Annotated in this window: 6 protein-coding genes; 2 read left to right on the forward strand and 4 right to left on the reverse strand. The window is 38.7% G+C overall.

Going from position 1 to position 6,494, the window contains the following annotated elements:
- A partial coding sequence (locus PL8927_RS02210; RefSeq protein ID WP_156093072.1) for an RNA-guided endonuclease InsQ/TnpB family protein occupies nucleotides 1-1,148 on the reverse strand: 1,148 nt, incomplete at its 3' end.
- 583 nt (nucleotides 1,149-1,731) lie between these two features.
- Between PL8927_RS02210 and PL8927_RS02215 the strand changes: the two genes are divergently transcribed.
- Nucleotides 1,732-2,349 carry a CP12 domain-containing protein gene (locus PL8927_RS02215; protein WP_083617155.1) on the forward strand — a complete coding sequence of 206 codons (618 nt, stop codon included), beginning with the start codon at nucleotides 1,732-1,734 and terminating at the stop codon, nucleotides 2,347-2,349.
- Nucleotides 2,350-2,564: 215 nt separating this feature from the next.
- On the opposite strand, the gene PL8927_RS02220 is transcribed toward PL8927_RS02215, so the two are convergent.
- The 3 genes from PL8927_RS02220 to PL8927_RS02230 are packed head-to-tail and all read right to left on the reverse strand — an operon-like array spanning nucleotide 2,565 to nucleotide 5,459.
- A complete protein-coding gene (locus tag PL8927_RS02220) occupies nucleotides 2,565-3,377 on the reverse strand; it encodes a 2OG-Fe(II) oxygenase (protein WP_083617157.1) in 813 nt (270 codons plus the stop codon).
- Between the two features lie 13 nt (nucleotides 3,378-3,390).
- Nucleotides 3,391-4,158 carry a hypothetical protein gene (locus tag PL8927_RS02225; RefSeq protein ID WP_197047291.1) on the reverse strand — a complete coding sequence of 256 codons (768 nt, stop codon included), beginning with the start codon at nucleotides 4,156-4,158 and terminating at the stop codon, nucleotides 3,391-3,393.
- Complete coding sequence (locus PL8927_RS02230) at nucleotides 4,152-5,459, reverse strand: AAA family ATPase (RefSeq protein WP_083617159.1); 1,308 nt, start codon at nucleotides 5,457-5,459, stop codon at nucleotides 4,152-4,154. Before PL8927_RS02230 ends, PL8927_RS02225 begins: the two co-directional genes overlap by 7 nt.
- Before the next feature lie 101 nt (nucleotides 5,460-5,560).
- Between PL8927_RS02230 and lpxC the strand changes: the two genes are divergently transcribed.
- On the forward strand, nucleotides 5,561-6,397 hold the full coding sequence (lpxC, locus tag PL8927_RS02235) for a UDP-3-O-acyl-N-acetylglucosamine deacetylase (protein ID WP_083617162.1): 837 nt from the start codon (nucleotides 5,561-5,563) through the stop codon (nucleotides 6,395-6,397).
- Nucleotides 6,398-6,494 lie beyond the last annotated feature (97 nt).

Raw genomic sequence — 6,494 nt, forward strand, 5'->3', positions numbered from 1 at the left:
TGCCAGAACTTAGGCTTTCGCCCCAGATCGGGTCTTACATCCCCTCCTACAGCAGAAACGGCTGCACCATCCGTCTTTAGCATTTCGACTGCGCTCAATGCCAGCATTCTAATGCCCTCGGCTCTAATATTGAGCGCGGCGTTTTCATCACGGTCATGCTCACTACCACAATCGGGACAAGTCCATTCCCTCAGATCTAATGGCATCTCACTGACTTGATAGAAACAATTAGAACAGAGTTTGGAACTGGGAAACCATCTATCAATCTCGACTAACTTACCGCCTTTTCGACCTAGTTTGTCAGCTAAGAAATTAGTGAAAGTTCCCCATCCACAATCAGAAAGTGCCTGAGCCAAATTGTGATTACGAACCATGCCTTTGACATGAAGATTCTCTACGATCACAGCTTGGCTATCGCTGACTAACTTATAACTAAGTTTGTGTAAAAAATCTTGCCGGGAATTACTAACTCGTTCGTAGACTTTGGCAACAATTTTACGAAATTTATTTCTGGACTTACTTCCTTTTTGTTTACGGGCTAATTTCTTCTGCTTACGCTTGAGGTTTTTCTCATGCTTGGCTAGGTGTTTAGGATTATCGTATTTAGAAACCTTTTCACCATCAGTAACAACGGCAAAGTTTTTGATTCCTAAGTCAATACCATAAATCTTACCTTCTGAAACAGTAGGGTTTTCCCCTTCAATTTCAGTCAATATAGATGCCAAATATTTGCCTGATGGCGTTTGACTAACGGTTACAGTCTTGATTTTCCCTTCAATCGGTCTATGTATTTTGGCTTTGACTATTCCAATATTGCCAGGAAGTTTAACATTACCCTCAACAATTTTGACGTTTTGAGGATATTGAATTGACTGTTTGCCCTGTTTAGACTTAAACTTAGGGAAGCCTGCACGTTGAGCAAAAAAGTTTTTATAAGCTGTGGTTAAATTAAGTGTTGTAGCTTGTAAAACCTGGCTATAACAATCAGCTAACCACAGGGTATCTTCGGCTTTTTTGAGCTTAGGTAATAGGGCGTTGAGTGATACCTGTCCCAGACATGACCCCGTATCTTGATAAACCTGAATGGATTTATTTAAGGCATAATTCCACCACCAGCGCGAACATCCAAATGTTTGGGCTNAGGGCATTCCGAGACTTAAAACGGACGTGGAGACAGTGTAAGACTACTTTTAAAGTAGCAACAGTCTGCGAAGCGTCAACCCCATTCAGCGACCCTCCTAAAAAGGGGGCAGTGTGAAGAATCCCCGTCCGTTTACGGCGGGGTGGATGTCAATGCCAATTCGAGGCAAGCTAGAAGTATAGAGTTTTTTGTCAGCACCCCGCTCTGAAGAGACGGGGCTTCATGCCTCTCCTTTGGATAGCTGACCAGCCTTAGCCTTAAATGACTACGTTATCGGGAAGCGTTAAAGTTCTTACCTTGGGATGCGAAGCTAGTCCCAAGCTCTAAAACTCGGGCATTTAAACAGTTTTACGAGGGGTAAGACAGTGATGACCGAGATAGTACCGACTGATAACATTGGCGAAGCTAACATTACCCTAGCAATAGGAGTGGGAGAAATCCCAAAAAAACCGGGAATCGGCAAATACAAAAATTTTTGTCGGTTCCCAATCCAATATTCACCGAGAATAAATTCTCCTGAGTCGTTTTTCCTCCGCGCTCGCTTATAGACGCGGTTTCCAAACTTCCCATTTTTTTATTATGAATACGCTATGATGCTCAAAGCTAAAGATATTATGACCTCTGACGTCGTAACCATCAAAGGTTCAGACACGGTTGCAGAAGCCGTAAAACAAATGAATGATCTGTGTTTACGAGCCTTGATCGTCGAGCGGCGTCATGAACAGGATGCCTATGGGATCATCACCGAGACCGACATTGTTTATAAAGTCACCGCCTACGGGAAAGATCCTAAAAAAGTCCGGGTTTATGAAGTCATGACCAAACCCTGCATTGTGGTTAATCCTGACCTCGGTGTGGAATATGTAGCCAGACTATTTGCTCAAACGGGAATTCGCCGCGCTCCGGTAATTCATGATCACCTCGTTGGCATTATTTCTGTCACGGATATTATCAGTAAAAGTGACTTTGTAGAAAATCCTAAGAGTATTCTGTTAGAGGAACGCATTCAAGAAGCCATTGAAGAAGCTAGAGCCATTTGTGCAGAACAAGGAGCTACTTCAAAAGAATGTGCATCGGCTTGGGATATTGTGGAAGAATTGCAAGCAGAAGCCGCTCACCAAAAAGCAGAACGTTTGGATAAAACAGCCTTTGATTTGTACTGTGAAGAAAATCCCGATGCCGCAGAAGCTCGCTTGTACGACACTTAATCCTTGATAACAGCAGGTTGAGTTGGGATTTAACCGACTCCTCTTAACACTAACCGTTTCCCCCTTTAACCTAGCAGTATAGAGGGGGATTTTGGCATTTTTTCCATCTCCAAGATTATCTAAGATCTCGGTTTGAAGATACAATAGTTACAGCCAGAACAAATGCTTAAGATATTGGATGGATAACAAAGGGGTAGGACGCTACGACGAGAGTGTCAATGATGAATCCAACCATTGAGGGTAAATCGGCCATCGGTAAATTGTTGAGAGGGACAATAAACGGGTAAAACTTCATGTTTGCAGCGACTATCAAAAAAGATAATACTATTATTGCGGGGTTCAATCTGAGTAAAACTTTCTTGAATTAGGGCTTGATTTCCGTGAATTTTAGTTTGATATAATCTCAAATCTCCGCCATAAAAGGGTTTAGGTTCTTGATAAAAATAATAAACATAGGTTAATCTCCGATTGGACGCTTTTCCAGCATCTACATCTTGATGAATTTTATAATATCCTCCATGCAAATGCGCCGTTATTTGCATTTCTAAATGAGCTACCAAAAACATCTGCATTTTTAATTGCTGCATTACAGTCGGTCTGGCTGTGAGAATTTTCTGGCTTAGGAGTTCATGAAACTCTGCAAAGTGTTCGGGTAAGAGAATATAGGATTGACGATATTTTGAGGCATCATTCATTACTTCTGATGGGAAAAAATTATTTTGATTAGCGATGGTCAGATTTAAAAATTTTTGATAATCCTCCTCCGATAGAAAGTTATCAATTTGCACATAATCGGGATTTAAAATAATAGCTTCTGTCTCTTGGCTTTTCGATAAAGAAGGAGAAGTGAATTCAGTTGAATTAAAAGGCTCTTGTTGAGATAATATTCCTATCTCTAAGATTTTTAGTGCTGCATTTAGCCTGTCTTGATAGTTAATCTCAGGCTGATTTAGGGTGGATTGTACAAATTCCAAAGCTTGGTTAAAAATCTCATTAAATTGTGTATTATATTCTGAATTAGATAACATGGGATATTATTTATTATACAAAAAATAAAATGTTTATAGAAACCTTTTCTTGATTATATGCTGTTTTAAGTGTTTTCACAACAAAAATTCTGGAGGTGGTCATATATTTCTCGGAATAAGGGACATTTTTTTTGACTTCATTCCCATTAATTTGTAATAAAAGGATCGGGGTATGAATTCCTTTAGAAAAACGCAATCTTTGCCGATCAGTTTCATCTTGAATACTTGATTGAATCAGTGCTTCTGATAGTTTATCTTGACAACAATCTCTTTGATGGTCGTACTCACTAAAGGATTCTGGATTATTAAAAGAAATTTTCCCTTTTGCACTTAACCACCAACGCATCCGCTCATGTCTTCCTCTAAAATCAGGATGTTTAGCGATTGAATTATCCCAATCTGCAATAATCCAAGCTTCCAGTTCAGGCGCGGCAAACCCAATCAATTTAGGAACCTGATCACAATCTGGTATTGTTGATAGAGATGCTAGTATTTTTTGTCTTTGTGTTTCTGGATTACGACAATCTAAATCATCAAAAACAAAAATCAGGTCACATTGATTGCTTTCTGCTTTTAAAGCAATCGGTAATTGCTCTTGAATTTGCTCAATTAAACTATTACCTGTTCTTCCATAACTCATTAACGGATTAGGTTTAGGGCCGGGTTTTCGACGAACTGGCGTTTTTCTTTCAAATTGACACCCTGGAAAATTTTGTTTTAAAAAAGGGATTAATCCTCGAACTTCCGCTTCACCTCCTCCAGCAAAAACCCATACTACCACGGCCAACCTCCTAGGCTGGGATCACCAACACGATATAAATCACCTAATTGCCATCCTTCAGTTAATTTTGGTTCCAATATTTCCCTAGAAAGGGATTTAATTGAAAAATGGGTTTGATTAGTGGAATGAAAATAAGAAACATTCTCTAAACGATCAGTAAAATGATCCAAAAGATCAGGACTATGGGTCGTAATAATCACCTGAGTTCTTTGAGCCGCTTGTTTAATCCACTCAGCTAAAATTGGCATCCAGGCAACGTGCAATCCTAATTCAGGTTCATCAATGACTAACAAAGAAGGTAGGACTGGAGAATGTAATATTGTTGCCCAACACAACATCCTCACTGTACCATCGGACATTTCATTGAGATAAAAGGGTTCATTCGTGTCTTTAAAATGCCATTCTACAGTTAAAGATAAACGACCAGAACGGATTGGTCTAATTTTACGAGTTTTGGGTAGAATGGATTTCATTGCTAAATTAAGACTTTCCTCAAAATCAAGATTTTGAGTATATAAGTTATCCAAAACTAAAGCTAAGTTATCCCCTGATTGAGATAAGTAAATATCACTTTGTCCTAGCTTTGGCTCGGCGGTTCTAATTTGGTTTAAATCCATGTTATTAGCATTATAAAAATGCCACTTTGAAACCAAGTCAATTAATTCTCTCCTGATTCTATAAATTGGTGTATTTTCAGGAGGAGATTGACTATTTTCTAAGATTTTAGTAATGGATGATAAGCCCAAAGAATTTGTAGAGATATTGTCTAAACTTTCAAAATGAGTGGGATAATTTTGACCGGGTTTATCATAAACAGATACAACCCCTTTACCTAATTCTCTATTATGTAATTTATAATAATAAAAAGGATCAGAGTTAGCATGATCATGTAAAAAATCTCCCCCATATAAATATTCTTCTGAAACCGTCGCCCTAGTTTCTCCCCTATCAGTATAGAGTTGTAAGTCAAAAACTACATTATCTCTTTGAGGATTATTCGTCTGGGAAATTTGGGAAAAACAATAATAAAGATTAACTTTTGCTGGACTACTCACACTACTATCTAAAATTCTAGTTCCACCAATTTTAGAAATAGCATCTTCAAAACTACTTACACCCTGATTTTCTTCTGGAATATTAATTAAGCAATTTTTTAAAAATTTAAGACAACTAATAAAATTACTTTTTCCCGAACCATTTGAACCGATAAATATATTCAGATTATTCAGATAAAAGGGTTGCTCAAAACATAAATTTTTGTAGTTTTTGGTTGCCAAAAAATGCAATAAGGGTTGATTCATAAATTTTGACAATAATCACTAGGTTTTTTTATACTATCACAAAGTAAAAAAATATGCAATACTTAAACATACAAACCCTTGAAAATTAGGAGAGTTGAACATTGAGTATCAACAGCGAATATACCCTAAAAGCAGAGTTTAGTTGTTCGGGTGTGGGATTACATACAGGTGTTAACACAACGGTTCGAGTTTTACCTGCAAATATTGGGGAAGGACGCTATTTTGTGCGGGTTGATTTACCGGAAACTCCTAAAATTCCTGCTAGATTAGAATCGGTATTATCCACAACTTTATCAACAGAATTAGGCATTTTAAACGCGAAAGTTAGAACCGTTGAACATTTATTAGCCGCCTTAACAGGAATGGGAATTGATCACGCTCGGATTGAAATTGATGGCCCCGAAGTTCCATTATTAGATGGCTCGGCTCAAAATTGGGTAGAAGCGATCGCAACGGTTGGCTGTCAAAAACTCGATAGTCAATCTCAAGAATTCAACGATTTTAAAATAACTGATCCGATATCCGTTCAACAAGGCGATGGGTTTGTCGCCGCCTTTCCCGCATCAGAAACCCGATTTACCTATGGGATTGATTTTTCCGTTCCCGCCATTGGCAATCAATGGTATAGTTACACGGCTAATCCAGAAATTTTTGCTAGGGAAATTGCTCCGGCGAGAACCTTTACCTTAAAAGAACAGGTGGAACAGTTACGCCAAGCTGGGTTAATCAAAGGAGGTAGTCTGGATAATGCTATAGTTTGTGACAATCACCAATGGTTAAATCCACCTTTGAGATATGCAAATGAACCTGTGCGTCATAAAATTTTAGACTTAGTAGGGGATTTGAGTTTATTGGGTTTTATCCCCCAAGCTCATTACTTAGCATACAAAGCCGGACACCATCTCCATGTTCAACTGGTTCAGGAAATATCAAAGTAATAAGCCCGACCGGGCTTCCATCCCCCCAGTAGTAAGCCCTTCAGGGCTTCCATCCCCAGTAGTAAGCCCTTCAGGGCTTCCATCCCCAGTAGTAAGC

This window comes from Planktothrix serta PCC 8927 (genome assembly GCF_900010725.2).
Taxonomy (GTDB): domain Bacteria; phylum Cyanobacteriota; class Cyanobacteriia; order Cyanobacteriales; family Microcoleaceae; genus Planktothrix; species Planktothrix serta.